Origin of the sequence: Amycolatopsis sp. cmx-4-83, from assembly GCF_046548815.1 — a bacterium.
GTDB classification, from domain to species: domain Bacteria; phylum Actinomycetota; class Actinomycetes; order Mycobacteriales; family Pseudonocardiaceae; genus Amycolatopsis; species Amycolatopsis pretoriensis_A.
This window is the reverse complement of record NZ_JAEBEF010000005.1, coordinates 35,603-51,482: the sequence shown is the minus strand read 5'-3', so window position 1 is coordinate 51,482 and position 15,880 is coordinate 35,603. Positions and strand designations below refer to the sequence as shown.

The following is a 15,880-nucleotide window of genomic DNA, read 5'->3' as shown; positions in this document are numbered from 1 at the left end:
GGCGCACCTGCCTGAATTCGGGAGGATCGTCGGCACATGGTAGCCAGGTTTCCGCCTAGTATCTACCGGATGGTAACCGGCACCCGCGAACGAACCCGGGACGACGCCCCACCTTCCGGGCGCGTCCGGAAGGGCGCGTTCTTCCGGCGGCCGGGCACCTGGATCGTGCTGGCGCTGACCACGTTGTCGTTCCTGCAGATGCCGGGCAAGACGACGTTCGACACCAAGCTCGACCTCGCCGTCGACCCGCTCGCCTTCCTCGGCCGCGCGCTGCACCTGTGGAACCCGCAGGCCACGGCGGGGGAGCTGCAGAACCAGGCCTACGGCTACCTCTTCCCGATGGGCCCCTTCTTCGCGCTGTGCCAGGCGGTGGGCGTGCCCGCGTGGATCGCGCAACGGCTGTGGGGCGCGATCCTGCTGTCGGCCGCGTTCGGCGGGGCGCTGCTGCTGGCGCGCGCGATGAAGATCGGCACCGAGCGCACGCGGCTGATCGGCGCGCTCGGGTACGCGCTCGCCCCGCGCATGCTGACCGAAATCGGCGGTCTGTCCGCGGAAATGCTGCCCGCCGTGCTCCTGCCGTGGGTGCTCGTCCCGCTGGTGCGGGCCGGGACGACCGGGTCCCCGCGGCGCGCGGCGGGGCTGTCCGCGCTGGCCGTGCTGTGCATGGGCGGCGTCAACGGCGCGATGGTCGTGATGGCGCTCGTCCTGCCGGGGCTGTGGCTGCTCACGCGCAAGTGGACGCGCGAGCACGTCCGGCTCGTCCTGTGGTGGTTCGCCTTCGTCGTGGGCGCGACGCTGTGGTGGATCCTGCCGCTGCTGCTGCTCGGCGAATACAGCCTGCCGTTCCTGGACTACATCGAGTCCGCGACGAACACCACCGCGCCGATGTCGCTGTTCGAGGTGCTGCGCGGGACCAACCAGTGGGTCGCCTACGTCGTGCAGGGCACGCCGTGGTGGCCCGGCGGCTGGTCGCTGATCGACAACCCGGTGCTGATGCTGGCCACCGGCCTCGTCGCCGGCGTCGGCCTGTTCGGGCTGACCCGCCGCGGCCTGCCGGAGCGGCGGTTCCTCGTCCTCGGCGTGCTCACCGGGCTGACCCTGCTGACCATCGGCTACGTCGGCACGCTCGACAGCCCGGTCGCCGAGCAGGTCCGGCACCTGCTCGACGGGCCGCTCGCCCCGCTGCGCAACGTCCACAAGTTCGAACCGGTGCTGCGGCTGCCGCTGATGCTCGCGTTCGTGCACGGCATCGCGAGCCCGGCCCGGGTGAAGTCCGCGCGCCGGTTCCTGCGGCCCGCGCTGGGCCTGCTGCTGGTGCTGGTGATGGCCGCGCCCGCGTGGCTGCTGAACCTGCGGTCCGGCCCGGGCTGGGACGAGGTGCCCGGCTACTGGTACGACGCCACGGGGTACGTCGCCAAGGCCGATCCGAACGCCCGCACGCTGCTGCTGCCGGCCACCGGGTTCGGCGAGTACGACTGGGGCCGCACGGTCGACGAGCCCGCGCAGGCGATCGCGAAGAGCCCGTGGGCGGTGCGCAACCAGGTCCCGCTGGGGTCCGAAGGCAACACACGGCTGATGGACTCCGTGGACGCGGCACTGGCCGACGGCCGCGGCGATCCCGGCCTCGCCGCGCTGCTCGCCCGGTCCGGGTACCGGTTCCTGCTGCTGCGCAACGACATCGAGCGCGAGCGGACGAACGCCCCGCCGATCGTGACCCTGCGCGCCGGGCTGGCCGGCTCGCCCGGCATCGCCAAGGCGGCGGAGTTCGGCCCGCTGGAGGTCTACGAGGTGCGGCGGCCGGTGCCACTCGCCACCGCGACGTCCACAAAGGACGTCCCGACGGTGAGCGGTGGCCCGGAAAACCTGCTGCCGCTGATCGACTCGGGCCAGCTCGACCCCTCGACGCCGACCGTGCTCACCGGCGACGGCGGCTCGCCCGGCGGCCCGCGGCTGGTGACCGACGGCCTGCGCCGCGCCGAGCGGAACGTCGGTGGCGTCCGCGACAACCTCAGCCAGACGCTGACCGCGGGCGAGGCCTACCGCCAGCAGCGCGCGGCGGGTGACGTGCTGCCGTTCCCCGGGCCGGAGCACCAGACCGTGGCCGCCTACCGGGGGATCCGCGCGGTGACGGCGTCCACGGCGGCGTCCTTCGCGGACGCGTTCGGCGGCTCCGACCCGGGCCACCAGCCGTTCGCCGCGATCGACGGCGACCCGCGCACGGCGTGGCACTCGTCGTCGTTCACCGGGCCGATCGGCCAGTGGCTCGAGGTCGAGCTGGACACCCCGCGGCTGGTCAATGCGGTCGACCTGCAGCTGGTGGACGACATCCGGGTGGGCTGGCCGCCGACCCGGATCCGGATCACGACCGACAACGGCTCGGTCGACCAGCCGGTGATCCGCGGTGCGGGCACGCACAACTACGGCGTGGCGGGCGGGGTCACCCGCAAGGTGCGGATCACGCTGCTGTCGCTGGTGGTCGGGCGGCAGGACGGGAACGTCGGCATCGCGGAGCTGAAGATCCCCGGCACCGAGCCGCAGCGCGCCCTGGAGGTGCCCGCGGACCTGCCGGCCGGCCCGGCGCCCGGCTTCGCGTTCACGCGCGGGGCCTCGCCGCGGTACGCGTGCCTGCCCGCGGGCGACGCCGTGCGGTGCGACGCTTCGACCGCGCGCGACGGCGAGGAACCCGACGGGATCCGGCGCCTGTTCAGCACCCCGGCCGAAGAGACGTACCTGGTCGGCGGCTCGGTGCTGCCCGCGGGCGGCGGGCGCAACCCGGTGCGGCTGCCGGGGGTGACGGTCGCGTCGACGTCCCAGCTGGCCGGCGACCCGGCCGCGGCGGGCTTCGCGGCGGTGGACGGCGACGCGGGCACGACGTGGCGCCCCGACGTGACGGATCTACGCCCGACGCTGACCCTCGGCTGGACGTCGCCGAAGCGGATTTCCGGGCTGCACATCGGGGTTTCGCCGTCGAGCGGGGCGCGGGTGCCTCGCCAGGTGGAACTGGTCGGCCGGTCAGGCGCGCGGACGGTCGAGCTCGACGCGGGCGGGTCGGCGTCGTTCGAGCCGCTGGACACCGACCAGCTGCAGGTCGTGCTGCCGGGCGACGACGACGATCCGACGGCCCGCGCGGTGGTCGGCATCGGCAGCCTGGAGCTGTCCGGCACGGCCGGTCTGCTGCCCGGCCCGGACCCGGCGTTCACGGTGCCGTGCGGGTCGGGGCCGAACATCCACCTCGACGGCCTCGACTACCGGACGTCGGTGCAGGGGACGCTGGCGGACATCACCGCCCACCGCGCCTTGGAACTGCGGATGTGCCGGGACTCCGAAGGCGGCATCGCGCTGCCGGAGGGCGGGCACGAGCTGCGGACGGACCCGGCGGAGTCGTTCGTCGTCCAGGACCTGTGGCTTCGTCCGGCGAAGGCGTCGTCCGCGCCGCCGGGGCACCGGACGGTGCAGGTGGGAACGTGGGACGCGACCGCCCGCACGGTGACGGTCGGCCCGGGCGAGGAGGCGGTGCTGGCCATCCCGGAGAACGCGAACGCGGGCTGGGTGGCCACAGTGGACGGTCGCGAGCTGGCCCGCACCCGGGTGGACGGCTGGCAGCAGGCCTGGCTCGTCCCGGCCGGCGCGGGCGGGGAGGTTGCGCTGACGTTCACGCCGGATTCGTCGTACCGGACGGGCTTGCTGGTCGGCGCGGTCGCGGTGCTGCTGGTGCTGATCGGCACGGCGTGGCCGGCCCGGCGCCGGTCGTTCACGGTGGCCCCGGGTGGCGCCGTCGTGCCGGTGGTGCTGATCGGGCTGCTGGTGGCGCTGGGCGGGATGCTGCCGGTGGTGCTGCTGATCGCGTGCCTGCTGGCCCGTCAGTTCTCCGAGCGGGCACCTCGCTACCTGGCGTTCGGCGGCATGGCCGTGGCGGCGGTCGTGTCGGTGACGGGCCGGGTACTGGGCCACGGCCAGGAGTGGGCGTACGGCCCGGTCACCCAGGCAGCGCTGTTGCTGGCGGCGGCAGCGATGGTGGCGACCTGCGTGGACTGGTTCACCCGCAAGGACGTCGTGAGTGGTTAGGGCGGTTCTGACCGCCTTAACCACTCACTGCGAGGCCGCTCACCGCGGTCACGACCTGGGCCGCGGGTCCGTGTCGCGCGTGAATCTGTCGGGCGCGGGATGTCATGAAAGAGTCGTTCAGGTCGCTGGGCGTCAGGAAAGAGTCGTTGATGACGTTCGGCGGGCTCGCAGTCGCAGGACCGATCTGGCTACCGTGAGGCGGTCCGCGCTGCAGGCTGCTGCGGTCGCGACCTGGGTTGCGGACCGTGTGACGCGTGGGTACGTCGGACGCCGGACGTCAGGAAAGAGTCGTTCAGGACGACCGGTGTGCCCGCAGCTCCAGCACCGCGCCGGCTACTGCCCGGCCGCTCACCGCCGTCGCGACCTGGGCCGCGGGGCCGTGTGGCGCGTGAATCTGTCGGGTGCGGGATGTCGTGAAAGAGTCGTTCATGTCGCTGGGCGTCAGGAAAGAGTCGTTCAGGACATCCGGCGTGCCCGCAGCTCCAGCACCGCGCCGGCCACCGCGAGGCCGCCCGCGCAGCAGGCCGCCGCCGTCACCACCTGGGCCGCGGATCCGTGCAGCCAGAACAAGATCAGCGCGGCCTCCGTGCCCACCGCCGTCCACATCAGCACCGTCACGCGCCGGTCGCCGTCCGCCAGCCGGGCGTACAACAGGATCTGCACCAAAGCCAGCATCGAGCCCGCCAGGGCGAACGGCCACACCGGCATCGTGCTCCCGGCGTAGCGGGAACCGCCGATCAGACCCAGCAACGCCGGCCCGACCACCACGGAAACCAGCAGCACCACGGCATCCAGGCAGGCGCACACCGCCAGCGCCACCGGCAGCACCCGCCGCCGTCCCGAGGACACCGCGAAGCGGGGCAGCACCAGCACGCCCACCGCCTGCGGCAGCCAGTACGCGATCTTCGTGACGATCGCCCCCAGCGCGTACTCGCCCGCCGCGCCGGCCGGGAGCGTGTGGCGGGCCAGCACCAGGTCCAGGTTCACCAGCAGCACCAGCGCCAGCATCGCTTGCGCCGTGTGGAGCACTTCGCCGCCGTGGCGGTCCGCCCACCGGGGACGCGGGCGCCCGCAGATCTGCCAGCCCGCCGCCACGACCACCAGCGACCCGATCGCGGTGCCGGCCAGCGCGCCCGTCGTCGACCTCGTCAGGAGCAGCCCGAAGAACGAGCCGCCGACCTTGCCCAGGCCCTCCAGCGCGATCAGCCCGGCCAGCGTCGCGAACCGGTGTGCGCCCTGCAGGAGGCCGTGGAACAACCCCAGCAGCGTCAACGGCCCGAGCGCGGCGGTCAGCAGCAGCGCCGGCGTCAGCGAACCCAGGTGCAGCAGGAGCACCAGCAACGGGCTGAGCGTCAACGCCGCCGTCGCCACGATCCCGCTCGTCACCAGGCCGAGCGCGAACAACGGCCCCCGGGCCGGCGACGACGACCGTGCCACGCGCAACGCGACGACCGTCTGCAGCCCCATCGCCGGGACGACGCCGATCACCAGCACCGCCAGCAGCGAGCTCAGCTCCCCGAACGCGCCGGGCGCGAGGATCCGCGCGGCCGCCAGGCTGAGCACGTAACTCGCCGCGTTGTTGCCCGCGAGCGCGAGCGAGACGAGGATCGCCGCGACCCGGTTGCCGGTCCGGGCCGGGGCTTCGGTGGCTACGCTCAACGGCGGGCTCCCATTACCGGCGAGTAATGAGCAGCGACCATAACCGCGCGCGCACCGGAAAGGAAGGGCCGTGGACGCACCGGGCAGGCGCCTCGCGCTCCCCGTGTTGTCCGCCGTGCTCGCGTTCGCCGTCTGCACGCCCTTGCTGCGCCGCGGGTTCACCCTCGGCTACGACATGGTGTTCGCGCCGAAGCAGTACTTCGTGCCGGACGCCTTCGGGATCGGCAGCACGCTGCCGCGGTCGGTGCCCGCCGACGCCGCCGTCGCGCTGGCGACCACCGTGCTGCCCGGGGACATCGTCCAGAAAGCCGTCCTGCTCCTGGCCATCTTCGCCGCCGCGCTCGGCGCCGGCCGGCTCGTCCCGGCCGAACGCCTGAGCACCCGGCTCGTCGCCGCGACGACGTACGCCTGGACGCCGTACGTCGCCGAACGGCTGTTCATCGGGCACTGGCCGCTGCTGCTGACCTACGCGTGCCTGCCCTGGATCGCCGTCGCCGGGCTCGCCGCGCGCCAGCACGCGCCGAATTCACTGCCGAGGCTGGTGCTCGCGAGCGCGGCGGCGGTGCTGACCCCGCCCGGCGGCGTGCTCGCGGCCGCCGTCATGGTTGTGGCCGCCGGTTCCCGGCGGCTCTGGCAGACACTCCCGATCGCGATCGCGCTGAACCTCCCGTGGCTGGTGCCCACGTTCCTCAACGCCGAAAGCACGTACTCCGACCCGGCCGGGGTGGCGGCGTTCAGCGCCCGCGCCGAAAGCTGGGGCCCCGCGCTGCTCGGCGTGCTCGGGCTGGGCGGCATCTGGAACGCCGAAACGGTGCCCGGCAGCCGGGCCATGCCGCTGGTCCCGGTGCTGACGCTCGTCGTCGCCGCGATCGCCGTGGCCGGGCTCCGGCCGCTGGCGAAGCGGTGGGGGAAGGCACCGGCCTGGTCGCTGTCCCTGCTCGGCGCCGCGGGGGTGCTGCTGGCGTCGCTGGCCACGTTGCCGGGCGGCACCGCATTGCTCACCGCCGCGACGCGGTACGTGCCCGGCGCCGGGCTCCTGCGTGACGCCCAGAAGTGGGTGGCCTGGTGGGCGTTGCCGCTCGCGCTGGGCTTCGCGCTCGCCGTCGAAGCCGCCGCGGCCAAGCTGAAGACCGAGCGCGGCCGCATCGCCTTGGCGGCGGCGGCGATCGCCCTTCCGCTGGTGACCATGCCGGACCTGGCGTGGGGTGGCTGGGGGCGGCTCGGCACCGCGCAGTACCCGGCCGACTGGCGGGCAGTGTCCGAAGTGCTCGGTGACCGCCCCGGGGACGTGCTCGCGCTGCCGCTTTCGACGTTCCGCGGGTTCGCCTGGAACGACGACCGCACGCAGCTCGACCCGGCGCCGCGCGCGCTGCCGGAACCCGTGCTGGTGGACGACACGCTGCAAGTGGGGGACGAGCGGATCGCCGGCGAGGACCCGCGGATCGGCGACGTGCGCGCCGCGACGTCCGCGCGGGAGCTCACCGACGCGGGGATCGGCTGGATCCTCGTCGAACACGGGACACCCGGCGACGTCGACCCGCGGTTGCTCGCCGACGCGACACCGGTGTGGTCGGGTGAATGGCTGACGCTCTACCGGACCCCGGGTGTGCCAGTGGTGAAAGCGATCTCGTGGACGCCCGCCTTGGTGGCGAACGGAGTAGCGCTGGGATTGCTGTGCGTCGCACTGTTGTGCCGCATGTTACCGATGCGTACATTGGGCCGCGGCAGGATTTCCCCGCCGCGGAAGGAGTGACACGTGGGCACGGTCATCGGCGCGGTCGTCGCCGTCATCATCGGCGGCGGGGTGGCGACCGGCGCGGGGTTCGCCCTCGTCAAGGGCGCGGACCCGGACACCTCCACGCAGGTGCAGGACAAGCTCAACGCGCACGTCAAGTACAACCCGGCCGACCACCCCGGCAAGATCTACGGGAACCGCTGACGCGGTGACCCGGCTCGCCTCCGACCACGCGCACCGCGTCGTCGGGCTCTACGGCGACCCCACCGTTTCCTGGAGCATCCTCCTCGAAGCGGAACTCGGCACGACCGCACCGGAACCGGAAAAGCTCCGCGCGCGCCTCGCCGCCGCGATCCAGCAGTTCCCGCACCTCGGTGCCGTGCCCGGAATCGAGCGGGCGGACGACTTGGCCGCCGTGCGCGACCGGTTCGCTTCGGCGCCCTACGAACGCACCGCGCCGCTCATCCGCGTCGCCGTCCGGGCGGACGCACCCACCTTGCTCGTCGCCGCGCACCACGGCGCCCTCGACGGCCTCGGCCTCCTCGCGCTGCTCGGCATCCTCCTCGACGTCCCGGTTTCCTCGGCGGCGACCGGGATCGGCGAACGTGGCGGCGGCAAACCCTTCCTCGTTTCGGCCTTCCAGCGGCTCGCTGAGGCGCTTTTCGCGCCGCCGGGCCGGATCGTGCCGGATCGGACCGAGCCGTGCTCAGGGGACGTCTTCGCGGCTCTTCACGAACCCCGGCTGCGGCTCGGCGCGCCCGGGTTCGTCACGGCCGCCGCCCGCGCCACCGAACGCTGGAACCGCGCGCACGGCGCCCGGACCGCCCGGGTCGTGGCCGCACTCGGTGCGTCACGGCGTTCGGGCGCCGCCCCGGAACCGGTGCACGACAGCGCGTTCTTCCGCCTGCGGCTGGGCGGCGCCGACGTCGCCGGGCTGCTGCGGACGCAGCCACCCGAGCCGGACTTCCCGGCGCGCAGCAGCCGGCTCGCCCGGCTGGGCACCCGGGTGCTGGCGGGGCGGCTGGGTTCGACGTTCCTGGTGTCGAACCTCGGCTTGGTGTCCACCGGGGACACCGTGCGCTCACTCGCGTTCTACCCGGCGGCGAGCGGCCGGTCCGGGGTGGCGTTCGGCGCCGCGACCACCGGCGGCACCACGACGGTGACGGTCCGGGCCCGCCGTCGCGACTTCGACGCGCCGGCGGCGGCCCGTCTCCTGGCCGGGTTCGCCGACGCGGTGCGTGACCAGGGCTCGCCGCAATGACATGAACGACCCTTTCACGTCGCCAGACGACATGAAAGAGTCGTTCACGGCGTCACGGGCGCGGTTCGGCCAGTTCGGGCATCCCGGCCAGCACGCGCGGCCGGGGTGCGGGCCGGCCGGAGACTTCCTTCACCAGTGCAGCGAATTCGGCCGCACTGCGGTCCCAGCTGAACATCCCGGCCCGCTCGACCCCGGCCAGGCCCATCTCGGCGCGGCGCAGGCCGTCCGCGAGCAGGCCGTCGACCTGCGCCGTGAAGTGCTCGAAGTCGTCGGCCAGCAAGCCCGTGCGGCCCTCCACAATGGATTCGGCGACGCCGCCCGCCGCGCGGTAGGCGACCGAGGGCACGCCGTGCGCCGCGGCCTCCATGATGACGATGCCCCAGCCCTCCTTCACCGACGGGCACAGGTGCAGCCACGACCGCGCGAGGATCTCGTGCTTGGCGTGCTCGTCGACCCAGCCGTGCAGCACCACGCGGTCGGTGACCCCGCGGGCAGCCGCGTGCGCGCGCAGCACCTCGTCCCACGGGCCCTGGCCGACGACCTCCAGCCGCAGGGACGGCCAGCGCCCGGCGAGCCGCGCGACGACGTCGATGGCGTGCTCGATCCGCTTGTGCGGCACCAGTCTGCTCACCGCGACCAGGGTCGGCTCGGGATCCCGCTCCGACACGCACGCCGGCGGCGCGTCCAGCCCGTTCGGCACCACGGCGACGCGGCCGGGCTCGACGCCGAGGCCGCCCAGTTCGGTCTTGGTGACCTCGGAAACCGTGACGTACCGGCACTTGCGGAACAGCCACGGCGCCAGCCGCGACTCGATCCACCAGCCCGCCCGGCCCGGCGCCTCGCCGAGCGCGCTGATCCACTGTTCCTTGTGGACGTGGTGCACGAGCACCAGCACGGGACAGCCGGCGACCAGCCGGGCGAAGAACGGCATGCCGTTCTGCACGTCCACGACGAGATCGGCGCGGGCGCGGCGGATCGCGCGCACCGCGTGCGCGTACACGCCGAACTTCCCGCCGCGGCGCCGGTAGCGGACGCCGTCGCGCCATTCGCCCGCGGTCGCGCCCGGGTAGGCCGCGCACTGGATTTCGACCCGGTACCCCGCTTTCGCGAGCCCTTCGGCCATCCGCTCGACGTACCGCTCCGACCCGCCGCCCTCGGGGTGGCCGGTGTCGCGCCAGTTGACGAGGAGCACACGAGGACGTTCCATCGGGTTATCCCAACTGTAGCGACGGTGCTAGGTTACTGGTGCGTACACAGTAGATGAACGTATTCGGGAAAGCGACGGTTCAATGGTAGGTAATCCGGTGCTCTCCGCGACGGCACAACCCCATCGCGCCACGCTCGGTCGTTCCGTGACGCTGTTCCGGGCGTTCCTCACCGAGCAGACCGATCCTGACGGCTTCTATTCCACGCTCGCCGCCGACTCCGTCCGGCAATTGGCGTCCCACGCGCCGTTGTCCGGGCGCACGGTGCTCGACGTCGGCGGCGGGCCGGGCTATTTCTCCGACGCCTTCCGCGCGGCCGGCGCGGTCTACCTCGGCCTCGACCCGGACGTCGGCGAGCTGTCCGCGCGCGGCGAGCCGGGGGAGAACATGATCCGCGCCAGCGGCACGGAATTGCCCGTGCGCACCGGATCCGTGGACGTCTGCTACTCCTCCAACGTGCTGGAGCACGTCGCCGAGCCGTGGGTCATGCTCGGCGAGATGTGCCGCGTGACCAAACCCGGCGGCACGGTCTTCGCGTCGTTCACCCCGTGGTATTCACCGTGGGGTGGGCACGAGACCGCGCCGTGGCACTTCCTCGGCGGGCACTACGCCCGGCGGCGTTATGCGCGGAAACTCGGGAAGCAGCCCAAGAACAAATTCGGGGAAAGCCTGTTCCCGGTTTCCGTCGGCGCCGCGCTCCGCTGGGCGAAAACGACGCCGCTCGCCGATCTGGTGGCCGGGTACCCGCGCTACCACCCGGGCTGGGCGGTGGGGGTAGTGCGGATTCCCGGCCTCCGCGAAATCGCTTCGTGGAATCTGGTCCTGGTGCTGAGAAAGCGTTAGGTGCGGGCGAAGGCCACCTGACGCCGGCGCGGCGGCGCGGGTGGCTCGGCCGGGCGGCGGCGGAGCAGCAGGACGATCGCGACGATGATCAGCACGCCGCCCGCGATCCCGAGCCAGAGCGGGCCGGTGCTCGAGAGGAACTCCAGCCTGCCCTTGTTCGCGTTCACCTGGTCCACCATCTGCGAGATGGTCTTGCCGTTGTAGGCCAGCGTCCCGTCGAAGACGACGGTCGGGGTCGTGGTGCCGGTGCGCAGTTCCTGGTGCTGCTGTTGCTGCTGCTTGACCTGGATCCCGGTCACCGGCTCGACCCACATCGTGTTGACGCCGCGGTAGTAGAGCTCGGCGTCGGCGGTCGGCTGGGTGGAACCGACGAGCGAGCCGGGCACCTGCTTCGTCGCGATCTTCGTGTCGGGGATGTCCTGGACGAACTTGTAGGTCTCGATCCCGTTCACCGTCTCGGTGCCGGTGTACCGGGCGGTGACGGCCGCACCGGTGTTGTCGTCGTAGACCTGGTAGTCCTTCTGCTCGGCGCCGAAGGGGAACTTGAAGTTCAGCCCGGGCTGCGCCTTGTAGTCGTTGGTCTCCGCCGGCGTCTCGCCGTCCTTGTCCGCCTTGTCCTTGAGCTCGACGACGAAGCTGCTCTTGGCGTCGCACGGCGGATCGGTTTCCCCGCGCGGGTCGTAGCCTTCCCCGGTGCGCCGGTCGAAGCAGACCTGCCGCTTGCTCGCGCTGACGACGGTGTCGTCGGCGTCGTCGGTGACCCGCACCGCGAGCAGCCAGACCGCGTAATCGGTGTCCTGGCGCATCTCCGGCGTGGCGAAGTTCGCCTGCACGTGGGCGACCGCGGTCAGCTTGGCGTTCTCGCGGATCTCGGTGACCGGGCCCTGACCCTTGTCGGTGACGGCGAGGACTTTGCTCGCGGTGCCCTCGAGTACCGACGTCGAGTCCTGGTCCAGTGGCACCTTGGCGAGTTTCGGGTACACGTAGGACGGCAGGAGCACCGCGCCCGCGACCGCGAACACCCCCAGTGCCAGCAAAATCAGGCCGAAAGCTCGTCGCAACGGTCCTCCAGGGTCGTACTCCGGACACAAATTACCCGGCGGTAATCAGTGCACGGATAGTGGCCCGCGCCACGTCGCGCGTCAAAGTGTGACCGGCGGTCACAGCTACCGCGTGCGACCGGAAGGGGGCATGGGCACCCCCGTTCGGACCAAGCGACCAAACATGTTTGTTCCCGGGCACAACGGGCACGGCCCCACCATCGGACGATCCGTATCCGCCGCGCCGGAGAGCGAAGGAGAAACTCCCTGTTGTCGCAGGACCCATCGATGGTCGCCATCGCGGCCACCGCGCGCTGGCGGGCCCGGATCGTGGCGGCGGCCGCGAGCGCGGGCATCACCATCACCGACCCACTGGCCGGCGTGCCGGGCGTCCGCGTGCTCACGTGCGCCCCCGGCGACCTCGCCCGCCTGGTCCCGAGACTGGGCGCCGAGCCCTCCCGCGCGGCGATCGGCGCGCACTCGGACTCGATCGCCGACCGCGAGCTGCGGGACGCGGTGGCCGACGTCGCCGCCCTGCTTTCGTTGCACGGCAACGTGGTCCTCGACCTCGACGCAGCTGGCCGCCGCCGCGGAGCCGTGCGGCCGGACGTGGTCGTCTCGGCCGCCCCGAACCGTCCCCAGTGGACGGAACCGGCGGTCGCCCTCCCGGTGGGCACGGACCGGCGCGGGAGCCCGCTCACGGTGGAGCTCACCGCCGGCCCGGGATTCGAGGGAACGCTGCTGGAATTGGCGAGATTGGTGGAAGCCGACGCGGCTTGAGCGTCAGCCGCAAAGGGAGATCTGCGTGCCGGCCGGCACCTCGTAGGCGGCCGTGATCTTGCCGAGTTCGATTTGGTGGTAGAGCACGCCGAGGCCGATGAACAGCATCAGGACGCAGCCGATTCCCGGTGAGCACGATTCCCGCAGCCCGGCCGCGCGCTGGGCGGCGCGGATGCGGACGCCCGTGTTGTAGTAGCTGACCATCGGGGCGACGAACGTCCAGCCGAGGAACAGGATGACCAGCAGCGGACCGGCGGTCGGGACCGTTCGCCTGCGGTCGAATCCGGCCATTTCCCGGTGGATCTTGTAGTACCAGACGTAGTGGTAGATGCCGAAGGTGAGCATCGGCCACAGCAGCCAGACCAGGACGGGGTGGCGGTACTTCATCGCCAGCCCGTTCGCCACCGGCCTGGTGCCGACCAGTGCCGCGGGGTGGGTGCTCGGCGCGGCGATTCCGGTGTAATTCGCCGATACGGGTTCGGTCATGGTGAATTCCTCGCTTTTCGGCGCTCGGATCGAGCGCTCCGGGCGGTGCTGCCCTCCCTATTCGCGGCGCGGGAGAAGCTTGTTACGCCGGCGAGGAAATCGAAATGCTTCAGTCGTCCACCCACTCCAGGAGATCGCCGGGCTGGCAACCGAGGACCCGGCACATCGCTTCCAGCGTGCTGAACCGCACGGCTTTCGCGCGCCCGTTCTTCAGCACCGCGACGTTCGCCGGCGTCAGCCCGACCTTTTCGGCGAATTCCCCGACGCTCATCTTCCGCTTGGCCAGTTCGACGTCGATGCGCACGACGATCGGCATCAGATGACCGCTTCCATGTCCGAGCGGAGCGCGGTGGCTTGGCGCAGCAAGGCGCGCATCACCACCATCAGGAGCCAGAACACCGTGATCGCGACGGTCACCAGGAACAGCAGCATCGGCATCCCCGGGTCGTCGGCGTTGAAGCCGACGAAGAGCAGCATGCCGGCGAACACCAGCCACGCCGCGGCCACCGCCCAGACGATCACGTCGACCCACCGCAGCGACGCGGTGGTGAAGATCCGGTCCTTTTTGACCAAGGTGAGCAGCTTCCAGGTCGCGACCAGGACCACCTCGACGCACAGCACGAGGAACACCGCGATGGCGGTCAGCGGCCAGCGCAGGTTTGCGTCGTGGGGATTCTGCGACGTGTTGTAGGCGATCCCGCCCGGCAGCGACATCGTCTGGAACACCACGAGGACGGCGAAGAGCACCACCAAAAACACTCTGAGCGCGGCAACAGCCCACTTCTCGGTAACCATGCGACGACTATCGCTTGATTTCTATCGAAAGTCAATCGATCAGTCGAGCTCCGGGTCCAGCCGCACCGACTCCAGGGCGACGTACAGCTCGCCGATGTCGACCGGGTCGGTGAGGTCGCGCTTGGTCAGCTCCTGCACCCTCCGCAAGCGGTAGCGGACCGTGTTGGGGTGCACGAACAGGCGGTCCGCGGCCTCCTTCGCCGAGCCGTGGCCGGCGAACCACGCGAGCAGCGTGTCGAGCAGGACCTTGCGTTCCGCGCCCGGCAGGGTGAGCACCCCGGCCAGCGCGGAGCGGACGACGTCGCGGGCCATCCCCGGGGCCGCGGCCACCAGCGTGGTCACCGGCGAATCGCCGAACACCACCACGCCCGCGGTCGCCGACGGCAGTGAGCGGCGGGCGATCCGGGCGCGGTGCAGTGCGTCCGGGACGTCGGGGAACCCGCTGAACGGACGGCTCATCCCGGCCGCCACCGGCAGCGAGCCCAGCACTTCGCGCAGCCGCCGGACGTCCTCGATCCGGTCGATCGCGACCAGGCCCGCCTCGCCACCGGGCCGCCACGCCGACCGCCAGCGGCGCGCGCGCAGCAGCGCTTCGACGGAGTCCTGCTCCTCCGGCTCGACGCGTTCGGTGACCACCGCGACGAACATCCCCGCGGTCGGCAGGCCCAGCTCGCGCGCGGCCGCCTCCATCTCGGTCTGGCTCACGAGCCGGCCGCGCAGCAGGTCGTCGAGCAGCCGCGCGTTCGCGTGCGACGGCTCGGCCGCGACCTCTTCGTACGCCGTGGTCAGCGCGTCGGAGTAGAGGTCGATCGCCTTCCAGACGTAGGAGTTGATCTCGATCGTCCGGGTCGGGTTGAGGAAGTCCGGGCCGGCGAGCTCGAGCAGGCCCTCGTAGACGAAGGTGCCGCCGATGCGGAACGCGCGCAGCACCGCGGGCAGCGGGATGCCTTGGCGCGCCTGGACGAGCCCGGTCTTGCGGGCGGCGTCGAGGGCGAGGCCGCGGCCCTCGGCCAGCGCGGTCAGCGCTCGTTCGAGGTTGGCCCGGCAGACCTGGCGCAGCTCACCGGGCGCGACGTGCTCCACCTGGCGGTAGAACTCGTCCTCTTCGCTGAGCAGGCGGGCCAGCCGATCGGCGAACTCCGGCAGCCTGGTCAGCATCTCGCGCACCAGCTCGCGGTGCTCGCGAGGTACCGGCCTGGCCAGAGCTTCGATGCCCATCCCTCACTTTAGCTCGGGTCCCCCGCCCTGGATACGCACGAACTTGAGCAAAATTCATATCCGCCGGGTGATCTTGCCGGTGGGTACTTGACGGAGCTCAGGCCGGCTTGCGCGCGGTGAGGTAGACGTGCGGCTCCGGGCCGGCGTCCGGGTGGTCGGGCACGAACAGCGCCTGCTCCTCGCGGACGATCTCCAGCCCGGCCGCGCGGAGCCGCTCGGCCAGCGCGTCCGCCGCGAAACTGCTCGCGCGGACCGGGTGGCCCATGAAGACGATGTCGACGCCGTCGACGTCGGCCGGCACGGTCGCGAACACCAGCAGGCCGCCGGGCTTCAGCCAGCGCGCCAGCCGGCCGAGCATGGTTTCCTGGTCGGCGCGGGGGAGTTGCAGCATCGAGAAGAACGCCGTGATCGCGTCCCAGCTGCCGTCCTCGAAGGACAGTCCGCGCATGTCGCCGAGCTCGAATCGCGCGGCGGGGACCTGGGCGCGCGCGATCTCGACCATCTTCGGCGCGACGTCGTAGCCGGTCACCGCGCAGCCGGCCGCGGCGAGCTGTTCGGCGACCGGGCGGCCGGTGCCCGAGCCGAGGTCGAGCACCCGTGCTCCCGCGGGCAGCCGCTCGGCGAGCGCGGTGAGCGCGGCCCGCTGCTCGGCCAGGTTCCGGAACGCGTGTTCGTAGTCCGTGCCGAGCGCGTCGAAGACCTCGGCGGCGGATTCGGGGCGAGTCATGGGAGAACTCTGCCAGAAGAAACCTTGCGCAAGGAATCGACTTCTTCTTGCAAGTTACCGGCAGAG

At 72.0% G+C, this 15,880-nt stretch carries 14 protein-coding genes; 6 read left to right on the top strand and 8 right to left on the bottom strand.

Going from position 1 to position 15,880, the window contains the following annotated elements; all coding sequences use genetic code 11:
- Positions 1-69: 69 nt before the first annotated feature.
- A complete protein-coding gene (locus tag ACLJQM_RS15970) occupies positions 70-4,065 on the top strand; it encodes an alpha-(1->3)-arabinofuranosyltransferase family protein (RefSeq protein WP_410631856.1) in 3,996 nt (1,331 codons plus the stop codon).
- A 456-nt stretch (positions 4,066-4,521) separates the two neighbouring features.
- Here the strand turns inward: ACLJQM_RS15970 and ACLJQM_RS15965 are convergent, their stop codons facing one another.
- Positions 4,522-5,724 carry a polysaccharide biosynthesis protein gene (locus ACLJQM_RS15965; RefSeq protein ID WP_410631855.1) on the bottom strand — a complete coding sequence of 401 codons (1,203 nt, stop codon included), beginning with the start codon at positions 5,722-5,724 and terminating at the stop codon, positions 4,522-4,524.
- 70 nt (positions 5,725-5,794) lie between these two features.
- On the opposite strand from ACLJQM_RS15965, the gene ACLJQM_RS15960 reads away from it, so the two are divergent.
- From ACLJQM_RS15960 to ACLJQM_RS15950, 3 genes are read left to right on the top strand one after another with little or no spacing between them, the layout of a single operon-like run.
- Positions 5,795-7,477: a hypothetical protein gene (locus tag ACLJQM_RS15960; protein WP_410631854.1), complete on the top strand. Its 1,683-nt coding sequence runs from the start codon at positions 5,795-5,797 to the stop codon at positions 7,475-7,477.
- A gap of 3 nt (positions 7,478-7,480) precedes the next feature.
- The gene (locus ACLJQM_RS15955; protein ID WP_410631853.1) at positions 7,481-7,663 is read left to right on the top strand and encodes a hypothetical protein; all 183 of its coding nucleotides are present in this window, start codon (positions 7,481-7,483) and stop codon (positions 7,661-7,663) included.
- A gap of 4 nt (positions 7,664-7,667) precedes the next feature.
- Positions 7,668-8,720, top strand: coding sequence for a hypothetical protein (locus ACLJQM_RS15950; RefSeq protein WP_410631851.1), 1,053 nt, complete (start codon positions 7,668-7,670; stop codon positions 8,718-8,720).
- A gap of 52 nt (positions 8,721-8,772) precedes the next feature.
- On the opposite strand, the gene ACLJQM_RS15945 is transcribed toward ACLJQM_RS15950, so the two are convergent.
- A complete protein-coding gene (locus ACLJQM_RS15945; protein ID WP_410632181.1) occupies positions 8,773-9,912 on the bottom strand; it encodes a glycosyltransferase family 4 protein in 1,140 nt (379 codons plus the stop codon).
- Positions 9,913-10,072: 160 nt separating this feature from the next.
- Here ACLJQM_RS15945 and ACLJQM_RS15940 point away from each other — a divergent pair, with 160 nt between their 5' ends.
- On the top strand, positions 10,073-10,768 hold the full coding sequence (locus ACLJQM_RS15940; RefSeq protein WP_410631850.1) for a class I SAM-dependent methyltransferase: 696 nt from the start codon (positions 10,073-10,075) through the stop codon (positions 10,766-10,768).
- Here ACLJQM_RS15940 and ACLJQM_RS15935 read toward each other — a convergent pair.
- A complete protein-coding gene (locus ACLJQM_RS15935; protein WP_410631849.1) occupies positions 10,765-11,829 on the bottom strand; it encodes a DUF3068 domain-containing protein in 1,065 nt (354 codons plus the stop codon). The two genes, ACLJQM_RS15940 and ACLJQM_RS15935, sit on opposite strands and share 4 nt — an antisense overlap.
- Positions 11,830-12,078: 249 nt before the next feature.
- Here ACLJQM_RS15935 and ACLJQM_RS15930 point away from each other — a divergent pair, with 249 nt between their 5' ends.
- Positions 12,079-12,588, top strand: coding sequence for a hypothetical protein (locus tag ACLJQM_RS15930; protein WP_410631848.1), 510 nt, complete (start codon positions 12,079-12,081; stop codon positions 12,586-12,588).
- A gap of 3 nt (positions 12,589-12,591) precedes the next feature.
- On the opposite strand, the gene ACLJQM_RS15925 is transcribed toward ACLJQM_RS15930, so the two are convergent.
- The 5 genes from ACLJQM_RS15925 to ACLJQM_RS15905 form a co-directional block, all read right to left on the bottom strand.
- Positions 12,592-13,074: a DUF4234 domain-containing protein gene (locus ACLJQM_RS15925; protein WP_410631847.1), complete on the bottom strand. Its 483-nt coding sequence runs from the start codon at positions 13,072-13,074 to the stop codon at positions 12,592-12,594.
- A 109-nt stretch (positions 13,075-13,183) separates the two neighbouring features.
- Positions 13,184-13,390, bottom strand: a complete 207-nt coding sequence (locus ACLJQM_RS15920) for a helix-turn-helix domain-containing protein (RefSeq protein WP_072476895.1) — start codon at positions 13,388-13,390, stop codon at positions 13,184-13,186.
- Positions 13,390-13,869 (bottom strand): DUF2975 domain-containing protein, encoded by a 480-nt coding sequence (locus tag ACLJQM_RS15915; protein ID WP_410631846.1) that lies wholly within the window; start codon positions 13,867-13,869, stop codon positions 13,390-13,392. Before ACLJQM_RS15915 ends, ACLJQM_RS15920 begins: the two co-directional genes overlap by 1 nt.
- Before the next feature lie 39 nt (positions 13,870-13,908).
- Positions 13,909-15,087, bottom strand: coding sequence for a PucR family transcriptional regulator (locus tag ACLJQM_RS15910; protein ID WP_410631845.1), 1,179 nt, complete (start codon positions 15,085-15,087; stop codon positions 13,909-13,911).
- A gap of 97 nt (positions 15,088-15,184) precedes the next feature.
- Entirely contained in the window at positions 15,185-15,814 is a 630-nt protein-coding gene (locus ACLJQM_RS15905) for a class I SAM-dependent methyltransferase (protein WP_360766073.1), read from the bottom strand.
- Positions 15,815-15,880 lie beyond the last annotated feature (66 nt).

What these genes read in the sequence shown, in the direction of transcription:
- ACLJQM_RS15970 (WP_410631856.1), top strand. Translation starts at nt 70, where the DNA reads ATGGTAACCGGCACCCGCGAACGAACCCGGGACGACGCCCCACCTTCC.
- ACLJQM_RS15925 (WP_410631847.1), bottom strand. Translation starts at nt 13,074, where the DNA reads ATGACCGAACCCGTATCGGCGAATTACACCGGAATCGCCGCGCCGAGC.
- ACLJQM_RS15920 (WP_072476895.1), bottom strand. Translation starts at nt 13,390, where the DNA reads ATGCCGATCGTCGTGCGCATCGACGTCGAACTGGCCAAGCGGAAGATG.
- ACLJQM_RS15915 (WP_410631846.1), bottom strand. Translation starts at nt 13,869, where the DNA reads ATGGTTACCGAGAAGTGGGCTGTTGCCGCGCTCAGAGTGTTTTTGGTG.
- ACLJQM_RS15910 (WP_410631845.1), bottom strand. Translation starts at nt 15,087, where the DNA reads ATGGGCATCGAAGCTCTGGCCAGGCCGGTACCTCGCGAGCACCGCGAG.
- ACLJQM_RS15905 (WP_360766073.1), bottom strand. Translation starts at nt 15,814, where the DNA reads ATGACTCGCCCCGAATCCGCCGCCGAGGTCTTCGACGCGCTCGGCACG.